Source organism: Kitasatospora sp. NPDC058184 (assembly GCF_042883725.1).
Classification (GTDB): domain Bacteria; phylum Actinomycetota; class Actinomycetes; order Streptomycetales; family Streptomycetaceae; genus Kitasatospora.
Genome location: NZ_JBHVVE010000002.1, coordinates 127,374 through 151,057, shown reverse-complemented (window position 1 = coordinate 151,057; position 23,684 = coordinate 127,374). Strand labels below are relative to the sequence as shown.

The window sequence follows — 23,684 nt, the reverse complement described above, 5'->3', positions numbered from 1 at the left end:
GAGCCAGACCGGCCGGACGAGCCGGACGAGCCAGAGACGAACGAGGGAAGGGCGGAACCCGGTGGAGAACCGTACGTTCGCGACGCCGGGATCCGGCACCTCCGCGGGCGCGGCGGCGTCCGTGGCGCTCCCGGAGCAGCCGGAGCAGGGCGGCCCGGGCAAGGGCCGGGGGCTGCCGCACGCGCCCGGGCGGACCATGCGGGCGCGGCGGCGGCGCCCGGCGGTGCTGGCGATGGCGGTCGCGCTGATCGCGGCCGGCGGGTTGGGCGGGGCCGTCCTCTACAACAGCACCGGCCAGCGGGTCGCGGTGCTGGCGCTGGCCCGGGACGTGCCGTGGGGGCAGGTGATCACCGAGGACGACCTGGTGGTCGCCCGGATCGCGGGGGACCCGGCGCTGCACCCGCTGGCGGCCCAGGACCGGACGAAGGCCGTCGGCATGCGGGCCGCCACCGACCTCAAGCGTGGCGCGATGCTCACCGGGGCCGACCTCGCGCAGGGGCTGTCGGTGCAGCCCGGGCAGATCGTGGTCGGGGTGTCGGCCAAGCGCAGCCAGCTGCCCGCCAGCCGGCTCCAGCCCGGCGTGCAGCTGGTCGTCGTCTTCACCCCCGACAACGGCCGGGCCGACTCGCTGCCCGCCACGGTGATCACCGTCGGCCGGGTGGACACCGACGGCAGCCAGGTGATCGACGTGGCGGTCGGCACCGCCGACGGGCCCCGGCTGGCGCAGTGGGTGGCGAGCGGGCGGATCCAGGTGCTGCTCGCGCCGCGCGGCGGGGCGGCGGGCGGCGCCGCGCCGAACCCGGCGCCGAGCGGTGCGCCCTCGGCTGCCCCCGCCCCCGCCGCTCCTACCCCCGGGGCGACCACGCCGGGTGCCGCCACGTCCGGGGGACCGGCCGCGACGGGCGGCGCCTGATGGCCGTGATCGCGGTGGTCGGTGGCCCGGGCGCACCGGGAGCCACCACCACGGCCCTGGCACTGCTGCTGTCCTGGCCGCTGCCGCCCGGTCGGCGGATCCTGCTGGTCGAGGCCGACCCGGACGGCGGCGCGGTGCTCGCCGGCGCCCTGGAGGGCCGGGTCGAGGCGGTGTACGGGCTGCGCAACCTGGCCGTCGCCGACCGGCGCGGGCTGCTCGCGCAGACCATCTGGGAGCAGCTGATCGACCTCTCGCCCGAGGGCAACGCCGAACGGCTGCTGCTGCCCGGGCTGACCGACCCCACCCAGGCGCCCGGCCTCGCCTACACCTGGGAGCCGCTCGCCGAACTGCTGCACGGCGTGGAACAGCAGGGCTACGACGTCATCGTGGACCTCGGCCGCTCCGGCGCCACCGGCCACAGCGCGGTGCTGGCCCGCCGCGCCGACGCGGTGGTGGCGACCGTGCGCACCACGCTGCGCGGGCTGAGTGCGGTCCGGCCCCGGCTCGCCGCCCTGACTGAGGACCTGGCCGCCGCCGGCACCGGCGCGGACGCGCTCGGGCTGCTGCTGGTCGCCGAGGGGCCGTACGCCCGGGCGGAGGTGACCCGGGAGCTCGGGCTGCCGGTGCTCGGGGTGCTGCCGCACGCCCCCCGGACGGCGAAGGTGCTCTCCGACGGCGGGGACACCACCGACCGGCGGTTCATCCGCTCGGAGCTGATGCGCACGGCGCGCTCGGCGGCGGACGAGGTGCAGCTGCTGGTCCGCCGCCGGCGCCAGCGGCTCGCGCCGGGCGCGGCGCCCGCCCAGCTGACGGCGGGCGGCCCGGTGGCGGGCCCGGTCGCGGCGGCGGTGCCGACGCCGCCGGTCCCGGCCGCTCCGATGCCGGCGGCCCAGGCCCCGGCCCCGCCGATACCGGCCCCGCCCGTGCCGATGGCGCCGCAGCCGTCGATGCCCGCGCCCGCGCCGGGCCCGTACGGGCAGTCGGCGTACGGTCCGGGCGGCCGGCCGGGGTACGGGCAGGGCGGTCACGGCCAGACCCCGTACGCGCCGGGCCCGCAGGCGCAGGGCCCGTACCCGCAGACCCCGCATGGGCAGGGACCGTACCCGCCGGGCCCGTACGGTGCGGCGGCCCACGGCCGCTCCGGGCCCGGCCGCTCCGGCTACGGGACGGCCGAGGGCGAGCAGCCCTCGTACGCCCCGCCGCAGCCCGTCCCGCCGGTGATCACCACCGGACCGGTGGCGCCGCTGGCCGGCCTGGCGCCGCAGCCGGCCGCACCGGCGCCGTTCCCGGCGCACGTCCAGTCCGCCCCGTACGGCGATCAGGACGACCAGTACCCGCTCCAGCAGCCATTTGTGACAGACAGTCAGGACAACGTGAACGGGCCGTACCCGCACGACCCCGGGGAGGTGCTCCGTGCGCGGTAGCCCCCTGCACCAGCGTCCCACCGCCGATCCGGCCGCGCTGCCCTGGGCGGGGCCGGTGCCCGGGCCCGCGCCGGTGACCGGTCCGGTCGCCCCGGCGCACGGGTACCAGCCCGGCCCGGTCGCGCCCCAGCCCGGCCCGGCGCAGCCCGTCGCGCCGCAGCCCGTCCCGCCGGGTGCGGCCGCCGGGCCCACCGCCGTGCCCTCCCAGCTGCCCTCGCTGGACCTGCGCGGCTCCGCCACCCGGCCCGTCGTGGACCCGCAGGTCGCCCGCGAGCTCAAGCGCCAGGTCGCGGCCGAACTGCACCAGCAGATCACCCGGTTGACGCTTTCCTCCGGCTCCGAGCCGGACCGCGCCACCCGCCGCCAGCGCGGCCGGGCGCTGATCGAGGAGGCCGTCGCCCGGTGGTCCGACGCGTACGCCCAGACCCACGGCATCCCGCCCACCCGGGATCAGGACCGCGCCCTCGCCGAGGCCGTCTTCGACCTGCTGTTCCGGGCCGGCCGGCTCCAGCCCTACCTGGACGACCCGGAGATCGAGAACATCCTGATCAACGGCTGTGACGACGTCTGGGTCTCCAAGGTGCACCAACCCCTGCGCCAGGTACCGCCGGTGGCCGACAGCGACGCCGAACTCGTCGAACTGCTCCAGGACCTGGCCCGCCAGCACGGCGGCGGCGAGCGCAGCCTGTCCACCGCCAGCCCGACCCTCGCGCTGCGGCTGGAGGGCGGCATGCGCCTCCAGGCGCTCACCGAGGTGACGCCCCGCCCGTACGTGGCGATCCGGCGCCACCGGGTGGCCTCCGCGACGCTCCCCGAGATGGTCGAACTCGGCACTCTGGACGCCACCTTGGCCGCCTTCCTGGCCGCCGCGATCCGGGCCCGGAAGAACGTGATGATCACCGGCACCCAGGGCGTCGGCAAGACCAGCCTGCTGCGCGCGATGGCCGCCGAGATCCCGCCGGACGAGCGGATCGGCACCCTGGAGTCGGAGTTCGAACTCTGGCTGCACACCCTCGGCCACCTGCGCCAGGTCGTCCCGATGGAGGCCCGCGAGGGCAACGGCGAGCGCGTCGAGGGGCGCCTGGCCGGGGAGTTGACCCTCGGCGACCTCATCCCGGCCGCGCTGCGGATGACGCTCTCGCGGATCATCGTCGGGGAGGTCCGCTCCGGCGAGGTCGTCCCGATGCTGCGGGTGATGACCAACGGCGAGGGCGGCTCGATGTGCACCCTGCACGCCCGCGGCCCGCACATGGTCGTCGACCGCATCGCCGAACTCTGCCTGGAGTACGGCTCGCACATGACCGACTCACTCGCCTACCGGCTCACCGCCAACGCCCTGGACCTCATCGTGCACGTCACCATGGTCGACGAGACCGCCGTCGGCGGCCGCCGGCACCGCTTCGTCTCCCACGTCCTGGAGGTCACCGGCCTCGGGGAGAGCGGCCGGCCCGCGCTGAACACCGTCTTCGGCCCCCGGCCGGACCTCGGCGAGCCGCGGGCCGTCCCGCACACCCCGCCGCAGTGCCTGGACGACCTGCGCCGGGCCGGCTTCGACGCCTCGCTGCTCGGCTCCCGGTACGGGAGTTGGGCCACCCCGCTGCAGCTGCGGATCGGCGGTGGCACCCGGTGATGCTGCTCTTCGCCCTGTGCGGGCTGGCGGTCGCGGGCGGCATGGTCGCCCTGGCGCTCTGGGCCCGCGGCAGCGAGCCCGTCGAGGAGGACGAGGCCGAGCGGGCGGTCAACCCGCTGGCCGGCCGGCTCCACGTGTTCTGGTACGGCGCGCCCGGGACGGCCGGGCACCGGATGGTGCGGCTGCGCCGCGTCCAACTGCCGCTGGCGCTCGCCGGCGCGCCGCTGGCCTGGCTGTTCACCGGCATCCCGCTGACCGCGCTGCTGGTGCCGCTGGCCGTCTTCGGCCTGCCCTGGCTGTTCGACACCACCCGCCCGGACACCCACCGGATCGAGCGGCTGGAGGCGCTCTCCGAGTGGACCCAGCGGATCGCCGACGTGCTGCTGCTCGGGGTCGGCCTCAACCAGGCCATCGTCACCAGCCGGCGCACCGCCCCGGCCGCCCTGGAGGACGAGATCGGCGAGCTGGCCGCCCGGCTGCAGGCCCGCTGGCGGCCCGAGGAGGCGCTGCGCGCCTTCGCCGACAGCCTCGCCGACGCCACCGCCGACAAGGTGCTCGCCGCGCTCGTGCTGCGGGCCGGGGACAGCGGCCCCGGCCTGGCCCGCACGCTCTCCGACATGGCCGACTCGGTGCGCGAGGAGGTCCGCCAGCGCCGCGCCATCGAGGCCGACCGGGCCAAGCACCGGACCACCATCCGCTGGCTGGTCGGCATCATCGTGCTGGTCGTCACCGTCGGCTCCTTCAACACCGAGTACACCCGGCCGTACGGGACCTTCCTCGGCCAGGTGGTGCTCGCCGTGGTCGCCGCCCTGTTCGTGGCGATCATCGCCTGGATGCGGGCGCTGGCCTCCCACCCGCCGGTGCCCCGGCTGCTGACGCCCGACCGGCGCAGCAGGAGCGGACGGCGGACCACCGCCGCGCCGACCGGGCCGGAGCCGGCCGAGCAGCTCGGGGAGGTCCGATGATCTCCCCCTGGTCCGTGCTGGCCGGCGCCGCCGCGGCCGGCGGCCTCGCCCTGCTGGTCGCCGAACTGCGGCCGGCGCCACCGGACCTGCGCCAGGCGCTGGACCGGCTGCACGCCACCCCCGCCGACCGCGAGCAGGACCCGGACGAGCGGCCCCGCTGGTACGACCGGATCGGTGAGCGGTCCGTCCACCTGCGCGGGGTCTCCGTCCCGCGCCGCGAGCTCGCCCTGATCGGCCGCACCCCGGCCCGGTTCATGGTGCACAAGCTGCTGTTCTCCGCGCTCGGCCTGCTGCTGCCCGCCTACCTGGGCGCGATGGCCGTGCTGATGGGCGTCGGCCTGCCGTTCGCCCTGCCGCTGGTCGCCGGGCCGCTGCTGGCCGGACTGCTCTGGTTCGTCCCGGACGCCGTCGTGCGCGGCGAGGCCAAGGAGGCGCGCACCGAGTACCTGCACGGCATCGCCGCCTACCTGGAGCTCGTCGCGATGGAGCGGGCCGCCGACTGCGGCCCCGCCGAGGCGCTGCGCCGGGCCGCCGCGGTCGGGCGGGGCGCGGTGTTCCGGCGGATCCGCGACGCGCTGGAGCGCGCGGCCACCGACCGGCTCCCGCCGTGGGCCGGACTCGACGCGCTGGCCGAGGAGTTGGGGCTCAGCCCGCTCCAGGACGTGGCCGACATCATGCGGCTGTCCGGCAACGACGGCGCCGCCGTGTACGACACCCTGCGGGCCCGGGCCAAGGGCCTGCGCGGGGAACTGCTCGCCGAGGACCTCGCCCGCGCGAACGCCGACAGCGAGCGGATGGTCGCGCCCGGGGCCGCCCTGACCCTGCTGATGACCGTCCTGATCGTCTTCCCCGCGCTGCACCAGATGCTCAACTGACAGCCGTCCCAGAGCAGCCGACACCACACCACACCGCCACGTCCCTCCGGAGAGACCCGATGACCGTACGACTCGTCCAACTGGCAGACCGGGTACTGCGCCCCGTCCTGCTACCGGTCCAGTTCGCACTCCTGCTGTTCACCCTGCGGCTCGGCCGGCTGCGGGCCGCCCGCGCGCGCGGCGACCGCGGTGCGATCAGCATCGAACTCGCCCTCGCCATCATCGCGTTGGTCTTCGTCGCGGGTGCCGTGGCGACCGCGCTCTACCTGCTGAAGGACAAGGTCGTCAAGAAGGTCGAGCAGGACCCGAACATGCCGGGAGCGGGCGGCGCGGGCGGCGCGGGCGGCGCCACCCCGTGATGCGTGCCGCTCTCCGCCGCAGGGGCGACCGGGGGTCGATGAGCGTGAGCCTCGCCATCGTCTTCCCGGTCGTCCTGCTGCTCGTCCTGCTCGTCGTCCAGGCCGCGCTGTGGTGGTACGACCGGCAGGTCGCGCTCACGGCCGCCCGCGAGGGCGTGGACGCCGGACGGGTGCAGGGCAGCGCGACGGACGGCGAGAAGAACGAGGCGGCCCAGCGGCAGGCCCGCGACTTCCTCGACCGGCAGGGCGTGCACGGGTACACGGTGCGGACCGACGGCAGCACGGCGCAGACCATCCGGGTCACCGTGCGGCTGACCCCGCCGCTGCTGATACCCGGGCTCAAGGCGCCCGACATCACCCAGTTCGCCGAGGCGCCCCGCGAGCGCTTCGTACCGCCGGCGGTGACACCGTGACGGACGCGCTGCGGACACCGGGCCCACGGCGGCGGTGGTCGGGGCTCCGGTCGCGACCGCGCAGGCCGGACCGGGGCGGGATCGCGATCGAGGCGGCGATCGTCGTGCCGGGGGTGGTCGGGCTGGTCCTGCTGGCCGTCGCCGCCGGACGGGTGCAGACCACGGCCGGCACCGTGGAGGCCGCCGCCCGGGCCGGGGCCCGGACCGCCTCCCTGCAGCGCAGCGTGGACGGGATGGACCAGCCGGCCAGGGACTCCGCCCTCGCGACGCTGCGCCAGCAGGGCGTGTGGTGCCGCGACGGGGACGTGCGGGTCGGCAAGGGGGAGCTGAACCTGCCCGGCGGACCGGTCACGACCGTCACCGTCACGGTGGTCTGCGACGTGGAGCTGGCCGACCTGCTCGGCGGACCGTCCGGGATACCCGTGACGAAGCACCTCGTCGGTGAGTTCACCTCGGTGGTGGACCGTTACCGGGGCACATGACAGCGCGCGGCGCCGTCACCGGGAAGACAGGGGATTGGAGACGGCCCGTGCGGGGGAGACGCAAGCGGAGAGCGCTCGGGGGATGGCGGAACGGTACCGAGCGGCGCCCGGTGGGGGCCGGTGGGGAGAGCGTCGTGCGAAGTGGGGGGAGGGGACGGAAGTGGTGAGCCGTCTGCGGCGACGGCTGTCGGCGCGCCGGTCCGACCGGGGCGCGGTGGCCCTCTTCGTGGCGATCTGCGCGGCCTACGTCGTGCTCGTCATCGCCCTGGTGATCGACGCCGGCGGCCGGCTGCGGGTCGCCGAGCGGACCGACGCCTACGCCCTGGAGGCCGCGCGGGTCGGCGGCCAGCAGCTCGACCGGGCGGCCGTCCTCCAGGGCAAGGGCTTCAAGGTCCAGGAGAAGTACGTGCGGGACGCCGCCGACGCCTACCTGGGCCTGTACGGCCTGCGGGCGGGCGGCATCGAGTTCTCCGGTGACGGCAGGGTCGTCACCGTCACCGTGCAGGCCGACTACCGCCCGGTCCTGCTGGGCGCCCTCGGGGAGCGGAAGGTTACGGGCAAGGGCAGTGCGACCCTCGTCCACGGAGTAGAGAAAGCGGAGACCGACTGATGGCCGCGCCACGTGCCAAGGACCAGGCCCGTACCGCCCAGGCCCGAAACGGCCAGGCCCCCAACGGCCGGGCCGGGACGTCCCATCGGGCCGGCGGTGCCCGAAGGCCCGCCGCCCCGGCGCCCCGACCACCCCGCGGCCGCGGCCGTGCCGTGATCACCGCGCTCGGCGCGCTGGTCGCCCTGCTCGCGCTGCTGTTCGGCGTCCCCGCGCTGCTGCTGTACGGCACCGACGCGGTCGCCGGGATGGGCGAGGTCGCCTCGGGCGGGGTGGGCGAGGCGCTCACCAGTCCGGACGACGGAAGCCTGTTCCTCTGGGCGCTGGTGGTGGTCGGCTGGATCGCCTGGGCCTGCTTCGCGCTCTCCGTCCTACTGGAGATCCCGGCCCAGCTGCGCGGCCGGATCGCCCGCCGCATCCCGGCCTTCGGCTGGAGCCAGCGGCTCGCCGCCGGGCTGGTCGGCTCGGTGCTCGCCCTGCTCCCGGTGGCCGGCTCGGCCTTCGCGGCCGTCCCCGAGCCGAACCACAGCCCGGTCGTCCAGGCGCAGTTGACGCCGGGCGTGCAGCGCGCCGCACTGCCCGCCGCGCAGGCCGCGCCGGCCCTGACCCCGGCCGCCGAGCAGCAGAGCACGTACACCGTCCGGGACGCCCGGCCGGCCGACAGCCTGTGGTCCATCGCCGAGCGCCAACTGGGCTCGGGGGAACGCTGGGTGGAGATCGCCAAGCTCAACGACGGCCGGATGATGGGCGATTCGGGCATCCGCTTCGACGCCGACCGGCCGATCCAGCCCGGCTGGGAGCTGCTGATGCCGGCGGACGCCAAGCCGGACGAGGCGAGGACACCGGCGCCGCCCGCCCCGGCCCCCTCGGGCGACCCGGCGCAGGGCGCGCCACAGGAGACGCCGCAGAGCGCTCCGCAGTCCGGGACGGAGGCCGGCGGGCCCGGTGGCGCGGGCGGTGCGGCCGGCTCCGGCGGCCAGCGGACCGTCACCGTCCAGACCGGGGAGAGCCTGTCGGCCATCGCCCAGCGGGAGCTGGGGGACGGGGAGCAGTGGCCGAAGCTGTTCGAGGCGAACAAGGGGGCGCAGGCCCCGGACGGGACGCAGCTGACCGACCCGGACGTGGTGGTGCCGGGGATGGTGCTCACCGTTCCGGGGGCGGGGGGTGCCGCCCCGGCGCCCGCACCGGCTCCAGCTGATCAGGCCCCGGCCGACCAGGCCCCGGCCCCCGCGCCGGCCCCCGCCGACCAGGCTCCGGCGCCGGGTGCTCCCGCGCCGGGCGCGCCGCAGTCGGCCCCGGCGCCCGCGCCCACGCACGCGCCCGCCCACGCGCCCGCCCCCGCCGCGCACGCCGACCCGGCCCCCAGCGACGACTACACCGTCGCCCTCTCGGCCTCCACCGTCGGCGTCCTGCTCGCGGCCGTCATGGTCGGCGCCGTCGCCCACAAGCGCGGCACCCAGCAGCGCGCCCGCCGCCCCCGGCACCGCATCGCGATGCCCGAGGCCGAGGCCGCCGCCTTCGAGAACGAGCTGATGGCCCGGCAGGACCAGGCCGGACTGGACCTGCTGGACCGCTCCCTGCGCACCCTGGCCCGCAACACCGTGCGCGGCGGCAAGCGGCTGCCCGCCATCGTCGCCGCCCGGATCACCCCGGGCCGGACCATCGAACTGCACCTGTCCGGACCGGCCACCCCGATCGCGCCGTTCCGCGCCGCGCACGCCGCCAACGTGTGGTGGTGCAGCGCCGACTCGGGCGACCTGCTCAGCCCCGGCCAGGCCCGGAAGACCGCCGCACCCTACCCCGCGCTGGTCACCCTCGGCACCTCGCCGGACGGCTCGGTGGTCCTCGCCGACCTGGAGGCCGTCCGGCTGCTCCACCTGTCCGGCCACCCGGACGACGCCCGCGACGTGCTGCGCACCCTCGCCGTCGAACTGGCCCACAGCCCGCTCGCCGACCGGCTCCACCTGCACCTGGTGGACCTCGCCGAGGAGGTGCCGATCAGCGGCCCGGCCGCCGAACGCGTGCACCGTCACCCCACCCTGGAGGCCGCGCTCGCCGCCCTCGGCCCGCGCACCGCCAAGGCCCGCGCCACCCTCGTCGCCGCCGAGGCCACCAGCCCGCGCGAGGCCCGCAGCCGGGGCCAGGCCGACGAGTCCTGGACGCCCGAGATCGTGCTCTGCGCCCACCAGCCCGGCGGGGACGTCCCGGCCGAGCTCGGACGCCTGCTCGACGCCCGTCCGCGCACCTGCGTCGCCGTCATCACCCGCGCCCCCGAACGCGGCACCGGCCCGGTCGCCCGCTGGACCCTGCCGGCCTCCGGCCAGGCCGCGATCCCGGGCCTGCACCTCACGGTCGAGCTGCAGCGGCTCAGCGACCGGCAGTACGACCAGGTCGCCGAGCTGCTCCGGGTCGCCGACGACACCACCCAGCACCCGGCCCCGGCCTGGACGCTGGACGGGCCGGAGGACGACACCGACACCACCGAACTGCCCGCCGCCGTACCGGTGCTGGCCGCCGTCGGGGCCTCGGCCGCCGTGGCGGTCCCGGCCATCGGGGCTTCGACCGGCGGAGGTCCGGCTGCCGCGGCTCCGGTCGGTGGGGCTTCGACCGGCGGGGCCTCCGTCGGTGGGGCTTCCGCCGGCAGGACTTCCGTCGGCGGGGCTTCGGCCGGCGGAGCGGAGGAGGGCGCGGCCGCCGGTCCCCGGCTGCTCGCCCGGGTCATCGGCACCGGCGCCAGCCCGTTCGCGGGCACCGATCCGGTGGCGCCCGCTCCGACCCCTGCCGCGCTGCCGCCCGCGGCGTCGAGTCCGGCTCCGGCTCCGGCGCCTGCCCCGGCTCCGGCCGGCCCGGCGCGGTTCGCCGTCAACGGGCAGGGACGGCAGGCGGCGACCGACGAGACCACCCGCGACCTGCGGCGGCCGGGCCTGGCGGAGGACGAGGGGACGGCCGGGCCGGGGGACACCGGTTCGGAGTCCACGGCGACGGTCGTGCTCGCCGTCCAGCCGGTCGTGCCGCAGCCCGTCGTGGCGGAGCCGACCGCGTCGAAGACGGCCGAGGGCCTTGTGCCGTCGACCGAGCCCGTTCCCGCTGCCGCTGCCGCTCCCGAGGCCGCCGTCGCCCTCGGGACCGGACCGGCCGGGACGGCGGAGACCGCGGAGGCCGTCGAAGCCGCCGAGGCCGTCGGTGCGGAGCAGCCCGGCCCCGCCGCCGTCGCCCCGGTCGCCCGGACGATGCCCGGCCGCAGCGACAGCGACGACCTGCTCGCCATCCTCCGCTCCCCGGAGGCGCACGCCCCCCGCAACGCCCCCCGGATCCGGCTGCTCGGCCCGGTGGACGTCGCGGGAGTCCTCGGCGCCGCCGCACCCGGCGCGCTGCCCCGGCTCACCGAACTGGCCGTCTACCTGGCGCTGCGCCCCGGGTCCGACCGCCACGCGCTCGACCACGACCTGCACCCCGGCGCGGCGCACCTCGACCCGCACCCCACCGCGGCCGGCTCCGAGAGCCCGCTGCCGGCCAAACTCGCCGACCTGGCGGCCTGGTTCGGCACCTCGCCGGAGGGCCGCGTCTTCCTGCCCACCGAGGGCACCGAGGGCTACTCCTTCGCCCCGGCGGTCACCTGCGACTGGGACGAGTTCCGCGGCCTCTACCGGCGCGGCATGCGCAGCACCAGCGCCACCGCCGACGCGGCCCTCGCCCACGCCCTGGCCCTGGTCCGCGGCGCGCCGTTCGCCGAGGCCCCGCCGGCCTCGTACGGCTGGGCCGAGGCCGAGCGGCAGGACATGATCGCGGCGATCGTCGACACGGCCCACGAACTGGCCGCCCGCCGCCTGCAGTACGGCGACCACCGCAGCGCCGAGGCCGCCGTCTTCCGCGGCCTCGCCGTCGCCCCGGACGTCGAACTGCTGCACCGGGACCTCTTCTACGCCTACGCCTCGGCCGGCGCCCGGGACCAACTCCTGCGCGCCGTCAACCGGTTGGACGCCCTCAGCCGCCGGACCGGCCGGGACCTGGACGCCGACACCGTCGCCCTGCTGCGGGACCTGCTCGCGGGCTCCTGACGCCGCGACCGCCCGTCCGGCCACTCCTGTTCCAGGGGTGGCCGGACGGGTTTCCGGGAGCGGTCACTCCTCCCAGGAGAAGGGCCGGCAGGCACAGGTGCCGTCGCGCGCCGGTTCGGCGGCCGAGTGGACGTCCTGGACGACGGCCTCCGGAACCCGTGCCACGGCCACCAGCACCCGCCGGTCGTCCGCCGGGGTCCGCGCGACCACCTCGACCTGCTCCTGCTCCTCCGCCGTCGCCCGGACGAGCGAGCTGAACACGTACGTCCCGCCCTCGACGCCGTACCCGTCCGCCCACAGCTCGACCAACGCCCCGCCGTGCAGGGCCAGATGCCAGCGGGACGGTGTTCCGGCGACGGGTTCCATGGCGGGGCAGTGTAGTCAGGCCGTCCGCAGCCAGGCGTCCAGCGCGGCGAAGTCCGCCTCGGTGAGCCCGCGTCGGGGATCGACCCGGTGGAGCAGGGCGCGGGCGGGGGAGTGGGCGGCGACCCAGCGGCGGTCGGCCCCGGTGATCTCGTCGTCCACCCAGGCGAACGGCCGCCCGCCCGCCCAGGCGACCAGCGTGCGGGTCTTCCAGTGCAGGCCCTCCGGCGGGTACGTGGCGTCCGCGGTGTCCGCGCCCTCCGCATCGTCGGAGTCGTCCACCGGCCAGTCCACGACGGGCAGTCGGGGCAGGCCGAGCCAGGGTGCGAGGCACTCGTTGGCGTCCTCCAGCCAGGTGGTGGCCCACACCGGCTCGGCCGGCAGGCGGAGCAGCCGAGGGCCCAACTCCGGGTCCACGCGGGAGATCAGCGGGTTCCCGCCCGGCGTCGTACCGGCCGGGACGTGCGGGCTGCGGTGGACGGGGTAGCCGCCCGGCGGCGGGCCCCCGAAGGGGATCAGCGGACCGTCCACGTCGAGGAAGAGCAACGGGCGATCGGTATCGATCATGACGGCACCTTAGCGGGCGGCGCGGGCGGTGTGGCGCGCCGATCGGCCACCCGGCCTGGAACGGGCGAGCCGGGATCTCGTAGGGTGGCGCGCACGGAGTGTGGTGGCAGGCACCACACAGTCGAGGGCATCAGACGCCGCGGGAGCGGCGGGGCGGGGCGGTGACCAGGAGATGGCGGAGACGACAGCGGTTTCCGGAGGTCCCGACCCGGCCGGGGGCTCGGGTCCCTGGGACGCCGTACCGCCGCCCCCGCGCCTCCCGGCCGAGGAGCACCCGCCCGGCCCCGCCGCGCTGTACGAGCCGCCGCCGGCGCCCCCGGCCGCACCACCGGTCGCGCCGCCGCCCGCACCGCCCGTCCCGCCCACCGGATGGACCCTCACCGGGCTGCCCGCCGCCGGGGCCGCGTCCACGGCGACCCCGCCGCCGTTCCCGGTCCAGAGCGCGGCGCCGAGCGCCGCCGTCGGCGCGGGCGGGCTCGGAGCCGCGCCGCGCGGACGGATCCTGGTCATCGAGGGCGGGTACGGAACGTCCGGCCGCCGCACCTGGGGCCGCGGCGGACCGACCCAGGCACCCGTACTCTCGGCGATGCTCGCCGCCGTCTCGCCGCAGGTGCTGCTCGCCGCGGACGCGGTGGACGCCGTCCACCTCCCCGGCGCCGGGGACCCGCACACCGTCCTCGCCCACCTGCGCGCGGCCTCCCGGCACCCCGGACCGCTGCTGATCCACCTGGGCGGCCACGTCGTCGCCGACAAGCGCGGCGGGCAGCTCCAGCTGACCCTGCGCGATGCCAAGCAGGACGGCCTCCCCTGGCAGGCCGTCGCCGCCGAGCTGAGCCACCGTCCGGCCGAGTGGCAGACCCTCGTCATCGCCGACCTGAGTGCCGACCAGAACGCCTGGCCGTACCTCCAGGGCACCGTCTCGCCGCTCAGCGAGGGGATCCCGCTCTGGGCGGTGGTCAGCCCGGACCCGGAACAGATCGGCACCTTCACCCGCGCCCTGATCGAGGCGCTGCACGGCGGGCGGCCCGGTGCGGGCGAGGTGCTCGCGCCGGAGCAGCTGCGTCAGCAGGTGTACTCGGTGCTGCGGCCGGACGTGGTCATCCTGGCCACGCACGCCCCGGACCGGCCGTTCTTCCGCAACACCGCCCGTCGCGGCGAGGGCCTGCCGGCCGAGGTGGCGCCGCTGCCGACCGCCGGTACGGCGCCCTCCGACGCGCCGCCGCCCCCGGTGGCGCCGCTGCCGCGTCCGGCGGAGCCCCGGGACGCCGCTCCCGAGTGGCCGGTAGCGGCCCCGGCCGGGGCGCCCGCGTCGTCGGCGGGGTCGGCGGGGGCGGTCGGGTCCGCTGCGTTCGCCGGGTCTCCGGTGGCCGCGGGCGGTCCGGTCAGCCTGGTCAAGCCGGGCGTACCGCCCACCCCGCCACGGCCGGCCCGCCCGGTCAGCCTGCAGAAGGCGGGCGGGAGCGTCGAGGCACCGGGCGTGACCCTGCGCAAGCCCGCCCCGGCCGACACCGTGCCCGAGGACGGCGCGTCCCCGGCGGGCGTCACGCTCCTCAAGTCCCGGCCGGAGCCGGTGGACGGTGCCGTCGCCGAGCCCGAACTCCCGCAGGAGGAAGCCGCGGTGGCCGCCGAAGCCGCGGCGGAGGCGGTCGGGACCGTGGTCGAGCCGGTGGCCGAGGAGGCAGCGGAGGAGACGGCGGAGGAGACGAGCGAGGAGGCAGCCGAGGGCGCTGCCGGGGAGGTCGTCGAGGAGGCACCCGAGGCCGCGGAGGAGCCCAGGGAGGCCGTCCCGGTGGAGTCCGTGCCGACGGACGAGGCGCCCGCCGAGCAGGAGTCCGCCGAGCAGGCTCCCGCCGACGTCGTTCCGGTGGACGGGACACCTTCTGACGAGGTGCCGGCCGACGCCGTGCCGCAGGGCGAAGCGCCGGCCGAGGACGCTCCCGCCGACGCGCCGCCCGCCCCGAGTGACGTCCCTGCCGACGCACCGGCCGACGAAGCCGCTGAGGCCGCTGCGGCCGCTGCGGCCGCTACGCCCCGCGCGGACTACCGCGAGGTTATCGGGCGGATCGTCCGTAGCGCCGAGGCCGGGGACCACGCCGCCGCCACCGACCTGGCCTTCGCCCTCGAACTGGAGGCGATCGCCGAGCACGGTGCCGTCTCCGAGCCGGTGCTGCAGGTCCGGCAGGTCCGGGCGCACGTCTGCCGGCTCGCGGGCCGGTCGGCCGAGGCCGCGGACATCTACCGCGAGGTGGCGCTGACCCTGCTCCGTTCGCAGGGCCCGGACCATGTGGAGACCCAGCGGGCGGCCACCAACGCCGAGGCCTGCTGGCGCGCGATCGCCGACCGTGCGGAGGCCATCCGGATCGCCCCGGAGATCATCGAGCTGCGCGCCTACCTCCCGGGCCCCGACGGCCGCAAGCTCCGCGCCGCCGAGCGCTACCTCGCCCAGTTGGCCGCGACCGGCTGACAACCGGCGGTCGGCGGAGAACCGCTGACGGATAACAGCAGACGGAAAACAGCGAACAGCGGACAGATTTCAAAATCTGTCCGCTGTCGTCTGTTACCTGTCACCCGTCACCCGGTGACCCGCCGGTTCACCGACCGGCGACCGCGTGCACGAACTTCGCGCCGTCGATGGTGCCCAGGCCGCTGGCGAGGTCGTAGCCCTCGGTCGCGTTGTAGCCGGTGACGCCGTTCCAGCCGTTGTCGCCCTGCTTCACGTCCACGATGCCGCTCCACTTGCTCGGCAGCAGGTTCATGCCGTACAGGCGCCAGTTGAGCTGGCCGAGGCGGTGGCCGGCGAGCTGGTCGGCGAGCGCGACGACGCCCGAGAACAGCGGGGTGGCCTCGCTGGTGCCGCCGGTGAGGTGCCAGCCGACCGAGGTCGGGTCGTAGGACTCGTAGGTCCAGGCGGCGCCGTCCACGGCCGCGCTCATGCTGATGTCCGGGGTGCCGCGGTGGTTGCCGGTGACGTTGGCGACGCCGGCCTGGTACCACGGACGCTCGAAGATGCCCGAGACGCCACCGCCGCCGGCGCCGGACTTGTCGTGCCACACCTTGTCGGGCGCGGTGCGGTTGCCCTTGTCGTCCAGGGTGAGCTGGGTGCCGCCGATGGAGGTGACCAGCGGGTCCGAGGACGGCCAGGAGTTGACCTTGTACGGGTACAGGTCGGTGCCGTTCTCCTGGGCGTCGGTGGCGCCGTTGTCGCCGGAGGCGGCGAGCACCGTCACGTTGTGGTCGGCCGCGGCCTGGAAGGCGTAGCGCAGGTCGGTGAGCGACTTGAAGTCGCCCTTGTCGTACCCCGGGAAGGTGTTCTCGGTGGCGCCGAAGCTCTGCGAGATGACGTCGGCGCGGCCGGCCTTGATGAGGGCCTTCTCGGCGTCCATCATCTCGGGCAGGCCGGTGGTGCCTTCGGTCTCGGCGACGCCGGTCTCGACCAGGATGATGTGCGCGTCGGGGGCGATCGCGTGGGCGTACTCGACGTCCAGGGTGGTCTCGCCGGCCCAGCCGGTGTGGTCGGGGTTCTTCGGGTCCCAGGTGGGGACGTTGCCCCACTTGACCACCTCGACGTTGGTGTCCGGGATGCCCCACTGCTTGTCGAAGACCTCCAGGTCGTGCTGGATGGTCGGCGAGCCGAAGGAGTCGACGATGACGATGGTGCGGCCCTTGCCGGTGATGCCCTCCTGGTACAGCGGGTCCAGGTTGTAGGCGGTCCGGTACTGCAGCGGCGAGTAGCAGTGGATACCGACCTGGCTGACGCACTGGGTGGTGCTCAGCGGGGCGGGGCGGCCCTGGGCGTTGTGGTGCCCGAAGGAGGCGGGGCGGACGTGGACGCCCGTGAGATCGTGCGCGGGGGCGGCGATCGCGGTGCCGGCGGCCGGTACGGCGACGGTACCGGCCGTGAGGGCGGTGGCCCCCACGGCGAGCAGGGCCAGGGCGCGGCGGAGGGTGGCGGGGCTGCCCATGGGACTCCTTGGGGCGCAGGGCCCGACCTGGTTCGGTCGGGTCGGTGCGGCCATCCCATCGAGAGCTGCATGATCATGCCATAGTCATTTGGTGGGGCCATGTGATCAAGGACATGGTCATACTCGGCCACGCGAAAAGGTAAAGGCCGTCCCAGGGGAAAGTAACCTCCCAGCCGGGACGGCGATATGACGACACGTCAGGCGACCGCCTAGCGTGCTCCGCCGTTGACGTACAGCGTCTGCCCGCTGACGTAGGAGGCCTCCTCGCTGGCCAGGAAGGCGACGACCGAGGCGACCTCCTCCGGCTGCCCGACCCGGCGCAGCGGCGTCCGGGCGGCGACCTCGGTCTGGTGCTCCTCGGCGCTGCTGCCGACCCGCTCGGCGGTGGCCGCGGTCATCGCGGTGGCGATGTACCCGGGCGCGACGGCGTTGACGTTGACGTTGAACGGCCCGAGCTCGATCGCCAGGGTCGCGGTGAGGCCCTGGATGCCGGCCTTGGCGGCCGCGTAGTTGGCCTGGCCCCGGTTGCCGAGGGCGGAGCGCGAGCTGAGCGAGACGATCTTCCCGTACTTCTGCGCCACCATGTACTTCTGCGCGACGTGGCTGCAGTTGTACGCGCTGGTCAGGTTGACCGTCAGCACCGCGTCCCAGTCGGCCTTCGGCATCTTGAAGAACAGGTTGTCCCGGGTGATCCCGGCGTTGTTGACCAGGATGTGCACCCCGCCGAGGTCCGCCGCGACCTGCGCGAACACCGCCTCCACGGCGTCGTAGTCGGCCACGTCGCAGCCGTACGCCCGGGCGGTGCCGCCCTTGGCGGTGATCTCGGCGACCGTCCCGGCCGCCCGCTCGGCGGTGAGGTCGACCACGGCGACCGCCGCGCCCTCCTCCGCCAGCAGACGGGCGGTGGCCGCCCCGATGCCCTGGGCCGCGCCGGTCACCACGGCGACCTTCCCCGCGAACCGCGTCATGTGAACTCCTCGGAAGTCTGGAGGTTTGAAGGTTGATCCGGGCCCTGGAGGCTCGGACCGACGGAGGTGTGGACCAACAGAGGTGTGGATCGACAGAGTTGTGGACCAACAGAGCTGTGGACCAACAGAGGTGTGGATCGACGGACGGGGAGCGCCGGTCGTCAGACGTTCTCGACGAGCACGGCCGTACCCTGCCCCACGCCCACGCACATGGTGGCCAGACCGCGCCGGGCACCGGTACGGCGCATCCGGTGCAGCAGGGTGGTGAGGATGCGGGCGCCGGAGCCGCCCAGGGGGTGGCCGAGCGCGATCGCGCCGCCGCTGGGGTTGACCACCTCCTCGGCCCGCTCCGGGCTGAACCCGATGCCGTCGGCGGAGGCGAGCGCCTGGGCCGCGAAGGCCTCGTTCAGCTCGGCGGTGTCCAGGTCGGCGAGCGACCAGCCGGCCCGCGCGAGCACCTTCGCCGTGGCCGGGACCGGGCCGATGCCCATGACGTCCGGGTGCACCCCGGCCGAGGCGCCGGCCACGTACCGGCCGAGCGGCCGCAGCCCGAGGTCGTGCAGCGCCTCCTCGCCGACCAGGAGCAGCCCGGCCGCGCCGTCGTTCATCGGCGAGGCGTTCCCGGCGGTGACCGTGCCCCCGGGTCGGAACACCGGCTTGAGGCCGGCGAGCTTCGCCAGGCTGGTGTCCTCGCGGATGCCCTCGTCGCGGCCCACCGTCACCCCGTCCGGCCGCTCGACCGGGACGAGTTCCGCGTCGAAGTGCCCGTCCTCGCGGGCGGCGCCGGCCCGCTGGTGGCTGCGCAGCGCGAAGGCGTCCTGGCGCTCCCGGCCGATGCCGTACCGGGCGGCCACCTCCTCGGCGGTCTCGCCCATGCTGAGCACGCCGTGCAGTTCGGCCATCCGCGGGTTGGTGAGCCGCCAGCCGAGCCGGGTGTCGAAGGTCTCCATCCGGTGCGGCAGCGCCTCGTCGGGGCGGGGGAGGACGAAGGGGGCGCGGGTCATCGACTCGCAGCCGCCGGCCAGCACCACGTCCGCCTCGCCGGAGCCGATGGCCCGGGCGGCGAGGGTGACGGCCTCCAGGCCGGAGGCGCAGAGCCGGTTGACGGTGGCTCCGGGGACGGTCTCCGGCAGGCCGGCCAGCAGCACGGCCATCCGGGCGGCGTTGCGGTTGTCCTCGCCGGCCTGGTTGGCGGCGCCCCAGTAGACGTCGTCGATCCGGGCCGGGTCGAGCGCGGGGACGTCGGCGAGCAGGGCGCGCAGCACGGTGGCCGAGAGGTCGTCCGGGCGGACCGTGGCGAGCGCGCCGCGCAGTCGGCCGATGGGTGTGCGGCGGGCGGCGGCGAAGTAGACGGGACGCACGTCGTCGGGCTCCTTGTCGGGAAACGGGTGGCAGGGGTCGGGACGGGAGCGGGGCAGGCGGCGGGCCGGCGTCAGAAGGCGTTGACGCCGGTCAGGGCGCGTCCGATGAGCAGCTGGTGGATCTGGCTGGTGCCCTCGTAGAGCGTCATCACCCGCGCGTCGCGCAGGTACTTGCCGACGGGGTACTCGTCGATGAACCCGTAGCCGCCGAAGACCTGGAGCGCGTTGTTGGCGGCCCGGACGGCGGCCTCGCTGGCGTACAGCTTGGCGACGGAGGACTCGGTGGCGAACGGCAGGCCGCGGTCGATGTGGTCGGCGACCTTCCAGGTGAGCAGCCGGGCCGCCTCGACGTCGACGGCGATGCCGGCCAGCAGCTCCTGGACGAGCTGGTGCGAGGCGATCGGCTTGCCGAACTGTTCGCGCTCGCCCGCGTAGCGGACGGCGGTCTCCAGGCAGGCCCGGGCGATGCCGACGCAGCCGGCCGCCACCGACATCCGGCCCTTGGCCAGCGCGGCCATCGCCACCGTGAACCCCTTGCCGACCTCGCCGAGCCGGGCGCTGTCCGGCACCCGGACGTCCTCGAAGGAGAGGCCGGCGGTGGCCTGGCCGCGCAGGCCGAGCTTGCCGTGGATCTCGGTGCGGGTGAAGCCGGGCAGGTCGGTGGGGACCAGGAAGGCGGTGATGCCCCGGTGGCCCCGCTGTTCGGGCGCGTCGCCGCCGGTGCGGGCGAAGACCAGGGCGACGTCGGCCCAGGTGCCGTTGGTGATGAAGGTCTTGGCGCCGCTGATCAGCCAGTCCCCGCCGTCCCGGACGGCGCGGGTGGTGAGGTTGGCGGCGTCCGATCCGGTGCCCGGCTCGGTGAGCGCGAAGCAGGCGAGCGCCTCGCCCGAGGTGAGCCGGGGCAGCCAGTGCCGCTTCTGCTCCTCGGTGCCGAAGGCGTTGACCGACTTGCCGACCAGGCCGAGCGAGACCGAGACGATCCCGCGCACGGCCGAGTCGCCGCGCCCGAGTTCCTCCAGGACCAGGCAGTACGCCAGGTGGTCGCCGCCGCTGCCGCCGTACTCCTCCGGGATGGTCAGCCCGAGGAAGCCGACCTTCGCCAGCTTGCCGATGATCGCGCGGTCGACGGACTCGGCGCGGTCCCACTCGGCGGCGTGCGGCACGACCTCGCGGTCGGTGAAGGAGGCGGCGAGGTCCCGGACGGCGCTCTGCTCCTCGGACAACTCCAGGTTCACGGCGGCTCCCGAATCCGGTGTCCAGGGCCCCGACCCCAGGGCCGGACCCATTAAACTAGCGCTGCAAGTTTTATGGGGGGACTGTAGCCCCGCCCCGCCCGCGCTGGGAAGGGGCACCTGCCAGAATCGGTCCCCAGCACACCCGACCGGAGGAACCGGAGGCACCCGCCGCGATGGCCCGTCCACGCACCCCGCTGCTCAGCCGCGAGCGCATCGTCGCCGCCGCCCTGCGGCTGATCGACGACGAGGGGCTGGACGCCCTCTCCACCCGCCGGCTCGCCAGCGAGCTGTCGGTCAGCGGGCCCTCGCTCTACAACCACTTCGCCACCAAGGACGAGCTGCTGGACGCGGTGGTGGACAGCGTCATCGGCGAGGTCGACCTGTCGATGTTCGGCACCGCCGGGGCCGCCGGAGTCGTCGCGGCCGGTGGGGGCTCCTGGCCGGAGGCGCTGCGCGACTGGGCCCGCTCCTACCGGGCCGCGCTGGCCGCCCACCCCAACATCGTCCCGGTGCTCGCCCAGGGCCCCGGGCGCCGGCCGAACGCCCTGCGGCTGGCCGACGCCGTCTTCGGCCACCTGGTCGAGTCCGGGTGGCCGCGCGGCCAGGCGACCAGGATCGGCGCGTTGATGCGCTACTTCGTCACCGGCTCGGCGCTCGCCTCCTTCGCGGCCGGCTTCCCCGCCGACGCCGAGGTCTACGACGCGGCCGACTACCCGCACCTCGGTGAGGCGCACCGGCTGGCCGGGCACCGCGGGACGGTGGACGAGGGCGCCTTCGAGACCGGGTTGGAGGCGCTGCTCGACGGGCTCGCCCTGCGCTACGCCCGGCTCGCCGAGCGGCCCTGAGACGAGGCTGGAGGGGCCCGGTCGAGCGGAAACGATTCGGCCCCCGCACCCCGCGCTGATCGCGCCGGGGGTACGGGGGCCGAGAGGTCGGCGGGCCGACGGGCGGATCAGCCCATGTCCTCCAGCCGGACGCCCTTGGTCTCCTTCATGAACTTCGCCACGAAGAGGATGGAGAGCGCCGCGAAGGCGGCGTAGATCAGGTAAGTCGCCGACAGGTTCCAGCGCGACATGGACGGGAACGAGACGGTGATCACCCAGTTCGCGATCCACTGCGCGGAGGCGGCGACGGAGAGCGCGGCGGCGCGGATCCGGTTCGGGAACATCTCGCCGAGCATCACCCAGACGACGACGCCCCAGGACATCGCGAAGAACAGCACGAAGGCGTTGGCGGCGACCAGCGCGACGGTGCCCTGGAGGTCGGGCAGGGTGAGGTTGTCCCCGCTGCCGGTGGCCGAGGAGAAGGCCCAGCCGGCGGTGCCGAGCGCGACCGCCATGCCGGCCGAGCCGATCAGGGCGAGCGGCTTGCGGCCGACCCGGTCGACCAGCACGATCGCGATCACGGTGCCGAGGATGTTGATCACCGAGCCGACGAAGCTGATCAGCAGCGAGTTGCCCTGGTCGATGCCGACCGACTGCCACAGGATCGACGAGTAGTAGAAGATCACGTTGATGCCGACCAGCTGCTGGAAGACCGACAGGCCGATGCCGACCCAGACGATCGGGAGCAGGCCGAAGCGGCCGCCGAGCAGGTCGCGGAAGCGCGGGCGGTGGTCGGAGGCGATCAGCGCCTGGACCTCGGCGATCCGGGCGTCGGTGTCCACGCCCTCGCCCTCGACCTCGGCGAGCACCTTGCGGGCGTCGTCCAGGCGCTCGGCCTGGATCAGGTAGCGCGGGGACTCGGGGATCACCGAGGCGAGCACGAAGTAGACCGCGGCCGGGACGACGCAGATGCCGAGCATCCACTGCCAGGCCTCCAGGCCGAGCAGCTGGCCGCGGGTGTCGCCGCCGGCCGCCTGCGCCAGCACCCAGTTGACCAGCTGGGATATCGCGATGCCGAGCACGATCGCGGCCTGCTGGAAGGAGGCCAGCCGGCCCCGGTACTTGGTCGGCGCGACCTCGGCGATGTAGGTCGGGGCGATCACCGAGGCGATGCCGATGGCCGCGCCGCCGAGGACGCGCCAGAGGGCGAGGTCCCAGGCGGAGAACGGCAGCATCGAGCCGACCGCGCTGATCGCGAACAGCAGGGCGCCCGCCTTCATGACCTTGATGCGGCCGTACCGGTCGGCGAACCGTCCGGCGACCGCGGCGCCGACCGCCGAGCCCAGCAGCGCCGAGGAGACGATCAGACCGGTCACGCCGCTGCCGACGCCGAACTTCTCCTGGATGCCGGAGACGGCGCCGTTGATCACGGAGCTGTCGTAGCCGAACAGGAAGCCGCCGAGGGCCGCTGCCGCGGTGATGAAGACGACGAAGCCGAGGCGGCCGGGCGCGGGGGCCTCGACCGCCCCGGAGGGCTTCTGGGTGACGCTCACGATCTGACTCCTGGTACTCAACGCTGAGCTCGGTAGCCGAGATCGTAACCCCTATTCGTTTAAGTCTTGTACACCGGGAACCTCAAGTTTCGCTCTGAGAATTCGTAAGGTGAACAAGCAAATTGGGCCGTCCGGGAGTGGCGGTCAGGCCGGCGAGGCGAGCGAGAGCCCGAACCGGCCCTCTGGGTCGGTCCACCAGTGGCTCAGCCGCAGCCCGGCCGCCGCCAGTTCCCCGGCCACCCGCTCCCGGCGGAACTTCGCCGACACCTCGGTGCGCAGCTCCTCGCCCCGGGCGAAGTGCACCGGCAGGTCCAGGGCCGGGATCTTCACGGACTGCGCGCGCAGCGAGCGCAGCCGCATCTCGATCCACTCCTGCTCGGCGTCCCAGAGCGCGACGTGCTCGAAGGCGTCCGGGTCGAAGTCGGCGCCCAGCTCGCGGTTGAGCACGTTGAGCACGTTCCGGTTGAACTCGGCGGTCACCCCGGCGGAGTCGTCGTAGGCGGCGACCAGCACCGCCGGGTCCTTGACCAGGTCGGTGCCGAGCAGCAGGAAGTCGCCCGGGTCGAGGGCGGTGCGCAGGCCGTGCAGGAAGGCCGCGCGCTCAAGGGGCAGCAGGTTGCCGAGGGTGCCGCCGAGGAAGGCGACCAGGCGCGGGCCGCCCTCCGGGGGCAGGCCGAGCCCGGCGGTGAAGTCGGCGAGCACGCCGTGCACCGCGAGCCCGGGGTACTCGGCGGAGATGGCGGCGCCGGCCGCGGTCAGCGCGCTCTCGCTGACGTCCACCGGGACGTACGTCTCCAGGGTGCCGAGCGCGCGCAGGGCGTCCAGCAGCAGCCGGGTCTTCTCGGAGGAGCCGGAGCCCAGCTCCACCAGGGTGCGGGCCCCGGTGGCGGCGGCGATCTCGCCGGCCCGGGCGGTCAGGATGGCCCGCTCCGCCCGGGTCGGGTAGTACTCGGGCAGCCGGGTGATCTCCTCGAACAGCTCGCTGCCCCGCGCGTCGTAGAACCACTTCGGCGGCAGCCACTTGGGCCGCGCGGTCAGTCCGTGCTGCACGTCGTGGCGCAGCGCGGTGCTGAAGTGGTCGGCGGGCAGCAGTCGGGTGAGTTCGAAGGTGTCCATGACAGGGTG

20 protein-coding genes are annotated in these 23,684 nt (G+C 75.4%); 12 read left to right on the top strand and 8 right to left on the bottom strand.

All coding sequences use genetic code 11. The annotated features are described in order from the left end of the window. The first annotated feature begins 61 nt into the window (after positions 1-61). The 10 genes from ACFVXH_RS03890 (at position 62) to ACFVXH_RS03845 (ending at position 11,726) form a co-directional block, all read left to right on the top strand. Positions 62-913 (top strand): SAF domain-containing protein, encoded by an 852-nt coding sequence (locus ACFVXH_RS03890; RefSeq protein WP_117492594.1) that lies wholly within the window; start codon positions 62-64, stop codon positions 911-913. Further along, positions 913-2,337: a hypothetical protein gene (locus tag ACFVXH_RS03885; protein ID WP_387820015.1), complete on the top strand. Its 1,425-nt coding sequence runs from the start codon at positions 913-915 to the stop codon at positions 2,335-2,337. Before ACFVXH_RS03890 ends, ACFVXH_RS03885 begins: the two co-directional genes overlap by 1 nt. Then, positions 2,327-3,967 carry an ATPase, T2SS/T4P/T4SS family gene (locus ACFVXH_RS03880; RefSeq protein ID WP_387820013.1) on the top strand — a complete coding sequence of 547 codons (1,641 nt, stop codon included), beginning with the start codon at positions 2,327-2,329 and terminating at the stop codon, positions 3,965-3,967. The genes ACFVXH_RS03885 and ACFVXH_RS03880 overlap by 11 nt, the downstream gene beginning before the upstream one ends. Continuing rightward, complete coding sequence (locus ACFVXH_RS03875) at positions 3,967-4,932, top strand: type II secretion system F family protein (protein WP_387820569.1); 966 nt, start codon at positions 3,967-3,969, stop codon at positions 4,930-4,932. Before ACFVXH_RS03880 ends, ACFVXH_RS03875 begins: the two co-directional genes overlap by 1 nt. Then, entirely contained in the window at positions 4,929-5,807 is an 879-nt protein-coding gene (locus ACFVXH_RS03870; protein ID WP_049658133.1) for a type II secretion system F family protein, read from the top strand. Before ACFVXH_RS03875 ends, ACFVXH_RS03870 begins: the two co-directional genes overlap by 4 nt. A gap of 59 nt (positions 5,808-5,866) precedes the next feature. Further along, a complete protein-coding gene (locus ACFVXH_RS03865) occupies positions 5,867-6,166 on the top strand; it encodes a hypothetical protein (protein WP_049658132.1) in 300 nt (99 codons plus the stop codon). Positions 6,167-6,204: 38 nt separating this feature from the next. Further along, positions 6,205-6,579 (top strand): TadE/TadG family type IV pilus assembly protein, encoded by a 375-nt coding sequence (locus ACFVXH_RS03860; RefSeq protein WP_234348625.1) that lies wholly within the window; start codon positions 6,205-6,207, stop codon positions 6,577-6,579. Between the two features lie 104 nt (positions 6,580-6,683). Beyond that, a complete protein-coding gene (locus tag ACFVXH_RS03855) occupies positions 6,684-7,061 on the top strand; it encodes a pilus assembly protein (RefSeq protein ID WP_143204636.1) in 378 nt (125 codons plus the stop codon). Positions 7,062-7,221: 160 nt separating this feature from the next. Beyond that, positions 7,222-7,671: a hypothetical protein gene (locus ACFVXH_RS03850; RefSeq protein WP_049658128.1), complete on the top strand. Its 450-nt coding sequence runs from the start codon at positions 7,222-7,224 to the stop codon at positions 7,669-7,671. Beyond that, entirely contained in the window at positions 7,671-11,726 is a 4,056-nt protein-coding gene (locus ACFVXH_RS03845; protein ID WP_387820009.1) for a LysM peptidoglycan-binding domain-containing protein, read from the top strand. The genes ACFVXH_RS03850 and ACFVXH_RS03845 overlap by 1 nt, the downstream gene beginning before the upstream one ends. 63 nt (positions 11,727-11,789) lie before the next feature. On the opposite strand, the gene ACFVXH_RS03840 is transcribed toward ACFVXH_RS03845, so the two are convergent. Together ACFVXH_RS03840 and ACFVXH_RS03835 are read right to left on the bottom strand one after the other, a co-directional pair. Then, positions 11,790-12,092 (bottom strand): hypothetical protein, encoded by a 303-nt coding sequence (locus ACFVXH_RS03840; RefSeq protein ID WP_063780422.1) that lies wholly within the window; start codon positions 12,090-12,092, stop codon positions 11,790-11,792. 15 nt (positions 12,093-12,107) lie between these two features. After that, positions 12,108-12,656 carry an HAD domain-containing protein gene (locus tag ACFVXH_RS03835; RefSeq protein ID WP_387820007.1) on the bottom strand — a complete coding sequence of 183 codons (549 nt, stop codon included), beginning with the start codon at positions 12,654-12,656 and terminating at the stop codon, positions 12,108-12,110. A 172-nt stretch (positions 12,657-12,828) separates the two neighbouring features. Here ACFVXH_RS03835 and ACFVXH_RS03830 point away from each other — a divergent pair, with 172 nt between their 5' ends. After that, complete coding sequence (locus ACFVXH_RS03830; protein ID WP_387820005.1) at positions 12,829-15,120, top strand: hypothetical protein; 2,292 nt, start codon at positions 12,829-12,831, stop codon at positions 15,118-15,120. A gap of 127 nt (positions 15,121-15,247) precedes the next feature. Here the strand turns inward: ACFVXH_RS03830 and ACFVXH_RS03825 are convergent, their stop codons facing one another. From ACFVXH_RS03825 to ACFVXH_RS03810, 4 genes are all read right to left on the bottom strand, one after another. Continuing rightward, a complete protein-coding gene (locus tag ACFVXH_RS03825; protein ID WP_049655521.1) occupies positions 15,248-16,618 on the bottom strand; it encodes a S8 family serine peptidase in 1,371 nt (456 codons plus the stop codon). Between the two features lie 209 nt (positions 16,619-16,827). Next, positions 16,828-17,586 carry a 3-oxoacyl-ACP reductase FabG gene (gene fabG / locus ACFVXH_RS03820; RefSeq protein ID WP_049655523.1) on the bottom strand — a complete coding sequence of 253 codons (759 nt, stop codon included), beginning with the start codon at positions 17,584-17,586 and terminating at the stop codon, positions 16,828-16,830. Between the two features lie 161 nt (positions 17,587-17,747). Continuing rightward, positions 17,748-18,947 (bottom strand): thiolase family protein, encoded by a 1,200-nt coding sequence (locus ACFVXH_RS03815; RefSeq protein ID WP_387820002.1) that lies wholly within the window; start codon positions 18,945-18,947, stop codon positions 17,748-17,750. Between the two features lie 71 nt (positions 18,948-19,018). Then, positions 19,019-20,182 (bottom strand): acyl-CoA dehydrogenase family protein, encoded by a 1,164-nt coding sequence (locus ACFVXH_RS03810; protein WP_117492588.1) that lies wholly within the window; start codon positions 20,180-20,182, stop codon positions 19,019-19,021. 173 nt (positions 20,183-20,355) lie between these two features. Here ACFVXH_RS03810 and ACFVXH_RS03805 point away from each other — a divergent pair, with 173 nt between their 5' ends. Then, on the top strand, positions 20,356-21,027 hold the full coding sequence (locus ACFVXH_RS03805) for a TetR/AcrR family transcriptional regulator (RefSeq protein WP_387820000.1): 672 nt from the start codon (positions 20,356-20,358) through the stop codon (positions 21,025-21,027). A 107-nt stretch (positions 21,028-21,134) separates the two neighbouring features. On the opposite strand, the gene ACFVXH_RS03800 is transcribed toward ACFVXH_RS03805, so the two are convergent. Both ACFVXH_RS03800 and egtD read right to left on the bottom strand, forming a co-directional pair. Next, positions 21,135-22,562 (bottom strand): sugar porter family MFS transporter, encoded by a 1,428-nt coding sequence (locus ACFVXH_RS03800; RefSeq protein ID WP_117492743.1) that lies wholly within the window; start codon positions 22,560-22,562, stop codon positions 21,135-21,137. Positions 22,563-22,703: 141 nt separating this feature from the next. Continuing rightward, positions 22,704-23,675, bottom strand: coding sequence for an L-histidine N(alpha)-methyltransferase (egtD, locus tag ACFVXH_RS03795; protein WP_074004338.1), 972 nt, complete (start codon positions 23,673-23,675; stop codon positions 22,704-22,706). Between the last annotated feature and the right edge of the window lie 9 nt (positions 23,676-23,684).

Excerpts from the sequence above, each read along its gene's own strand:
- ACFVXH_RS03875 (WP_387820569.1), top strand. The coding sequence starts at position 3,967 with ATGCTGCTCTTCGCCCTGTGCGGGCTGGCGGTCGCGGGCGGCATGGTC.
- ACFVXH_RS03885 (WP_387820015.1), top strand. The coding sequence starts at position 913 with ATGGCCGTGATCGCGGTGGTCGGTGGCCCGGGCGCACCGGGAGCCACC.
- ACFVXH_RS03860 (WP_234348625.1), top strand. The coding sequence starts at position 6,205 with ATGAGCGTGAGCCTCGCCATCGTCTTCCCGGTCGTCCTGCTGCTCGTC.
- ACFVXH_RS03805 (WP_387820000.1), top strand. The coding sequence starts at position 20,356 with ATGGCCCGTCCACGCACCCCGCTGCTCAGCCGCGAGCGCATCGTCGCC.
- ACFVXH_RS03840 (WP_063780422.1), bottom strand. The coding sequence starts at position 12,092 with ATGGAACCCGTCGCCGGAACACCGTCCCGCTGGCATCTGGCCCTGCAC.
- ACFVXH_RS03825 (WP_049655521.1), bottom strand. The coding sequence starts at position 16,618 with ATGGGCAGCCCCGCCACCCTCCGCCGCGCCCTGGCCCTGCTCGCCGTG.
- fabG (WP_049655523.1), bottom strand. The coding sequence starts at position 17,586 with ATGACGCGGTTCGCGGGGAAGGTCGCCGTGGTGACCGGCGCGGCCCAG.
- ACFVXH_RS03830 (WP_387820005.1), top strand. The coding sequence starts at position 12,829 with ATGGCGGAGACGACAGCGGTTTCCGGAGGTCCCGACCCGGCCGGGGGC.
- ACFVXH_RS03835 (WP_387820007.1), bottom strand. The coding sequence starts at position 12,656 with ATGATCGATACCGATCGCCCGTTGCTCTTCCTCGACGTGGACGGTCCG.
- ACFVXH_RS03845 (WP_387820009.1), top strand. The coding sequence starts at position 7,671 with ATGGCCGCGCCACGTGCCAAGGACCAGGCCCGTACCGCCCAGGCCCGA.
- ACFVXH_RS03870 (WP_049658133.1), top strand. The coding sequence starts at position 4,929 with ATGATCTCCCCCTGGTCCGTGCTGGCCGGCGCCGCCGCGGCCGGCGGC.
- egtD (WP_074004338.1), bottom strand. The coding sequence starts at position 23,675 with ATGGACACCTTCGAACTCACCCGACTGCTGCCCGCCGACCACTTCAGC.
- ACFVXH_RS03865 (WP_049658132.1), top strand. The coding sequence starts at position 5,867 with ATGACCGTACGACTCGTCCAACTGGCAGACCGGGTACTGCGCCCCGTC.